The organism is Microcoleus sp. S13_C5 (assembly GCF_036700845.1).
Taxonomy (GTDB): Bacteria; Cyanobacteriota; Cyanobacteriia; order Cyanobacteriales; family Microcoleaceae; genus Microcoleus.
The window spans coordinates 1-2,033 of record NZ_JAUBPR010000260.1 but is presented as its reverse complement, the minus strand read 5'-3'; the positions used below and the strand labels follow the sequence as shown (position 1 = coordinate 2,033).

Genomic DNA, 2,033 nt, shown 5'->3' with positions numbered 1-2,033 from the left:
TTATACTGATGATCGGTAAAAAAGTCATGGTGGGGTTCATGAGTATTTATACTCATCGCAAAAGTGACACGCTCCCGGTGTCATGATTATATATCAAGTGGGAAGAGATGATAATTATTCCCTATTATACTGATGCTCGGCAAAAAAGTCATGGTGGGGTTTCCCAGTATTTATACTCATCGCAAAAGTGACACGCTCCCGCGCGAGAGCGTGTATCTGCTGCCTGAAACAAACAGAACTGAGGATGAGCAATCACCCACAACCATTCTTTTAACCCTTTAACTGGCCAAGGCGTTTCATCCACATGGACGTTTGGCTGCACCTGTTGTACCCAGTCACTCAATTGCCAGATACTCGGTTCAATTGCTTTTTCAACTCGCGCATTGGTAGTTACCAAGGTACCAACTCCAATGTCGATTTGCCCGAGTTCCCACAACATTTCTTGCTGTTTTTCATAGGGCAGATGTCCATAATTACCCATCCACCCCAAAAATGCTTGCAGTCTTACACCCAAGTCTTGCCCTGGTATCATTTCTGGCGACCAAGGAGCAGTTTCAATTGAACCACAATGTTGACATTCAAGAGTGTGGCGTTGATACTCCACGATCTCAATGGGACGGAGAACCAATTGCGCCACTTGCTGAAATTCAATTTTGACTGGCTGGTCTAAAAACGCCATCTGACGGCAACAGGCACACATGTGGGGGCGCAAAATTTCAAAACGGTCTACCCGCCCAAATCCTTTACGAGTCTTTCCTGTATGTCCTGGTTGTCCACCTGGTTTTCGTTTTGGACTATCCGATTGGTGTTCAATTTCAGGCTTTTTCTTTTCTGGTTTTTTTAGGAGGTCAGTTGATGGTGGCTTTGATGAACTTTTGCTATCGAGGTCAGAACTAACATGAAGCCTTTCTATTTCTTGTTTCAATTCCTTGATTGTTGTCTGCAACTCTCTGATAACGATCGCCTGCTCAATGATTATTTTCACCAGTTCTTCCTTGGGCAACTGGCAAAGGCTTTCTGGGTCTAGCTGTTGAGGCAGGTTCATCATAATTGCGATTTTCCACCTCAGCCGTCCCCTTTGTCAATACCCTACACCTGAATCCTTACGAGATTATAAAACAGGAGGCTACTATCTCGAAGGAACTAGCTTAAAAGGAAACCGACTGATTAACATAATTCTGCTCGTGGCACTCGCCTACAGTTCGGTAATATTTGAACGCACTGAACTTCGGAAAAAGCAGCTAGTAAAATATGTATGCCGGCGTCAAGAACCTAAAAAAAGATATCGAGTACGGAGTACATTTGGTGTGGGCGCAAGATGGAGAAAAGTGGGTTAATTATCTCGAACAATATTCTTTGGAGGTGGAACAGTTAATAAAGTTAACTCGAAATAAACGCCGCTTTTATCAACAAGCTATGCGGGCTGCAACCCTTATTCGGTCTATCTCCTAGGCCTCTTTGTCACCCCCCAGGTTCTTTCCACTGTGTTCGGTCGATTGCAATGATCCAATAGCCATACTTTTGATGCTTGAGTTTTCGTACACAACGACGTTGTTCTCGGTTTAAGCGCTTTCCCGTTTGCTCGCTCACAATCCAATATTTAATCAGGGGAAACCACAACAGTTTGACGCACAACTGAGGCAACACTAAAAAGCGTTGTAAGTTTCGTTTGCGGCTTTGATATTGAATCGGTTGAGGAAAGACACTGGCTAATACGGAGAGTTTGACCTGACGATGAGCCTGAAGCAATAACAACAGCAGTTGTCAGGTTAAGTACTGGCTTTCATTGAGATGAGTACGCAGGATTTTTTGGTATGATGGGGGCAACATTTTGTTTTTTGGGGAGCCCGTGTGGCTCCTTATTTTTTTGCCTTACCATTCTCTCAAACATTTGTCCTGTTTAAACTAGAAGTGCCTTGTCACCCGCTAAGGCATACTAGCTACTGAAGAGCCAAATATTTTTCCCCAAACAAAAAGCGCCCCTATTTCTAGGAGCGCTTTTTGTAATCTCGGACTAAAACTTAGCCATTGAT

2 pseudogenes are annotated in these 2,033 nt (G+C 43.8%); both read right to left on the bottom strand.

Annotated elements, in window-relative coordinates:
* Window positions 1-187 precede the first annotated feature (187 nt).
* Window positions 188-1,051, bottom strand: a pseudogene (locus QUA04_RS29410) (IS66 family transposase); the annotation flags it as partial.
* 425 nt (window positions 1,052-1,476) lie between these two features.
* Window positions 1,477-1,830: pseudogene (locus tag QUA04_RS29405) on the bottom strand (IS4 family transposase); the annotation flags it as partial.
* Window positions 1,831-2,033: the final 203 nt, after the last annotated feature.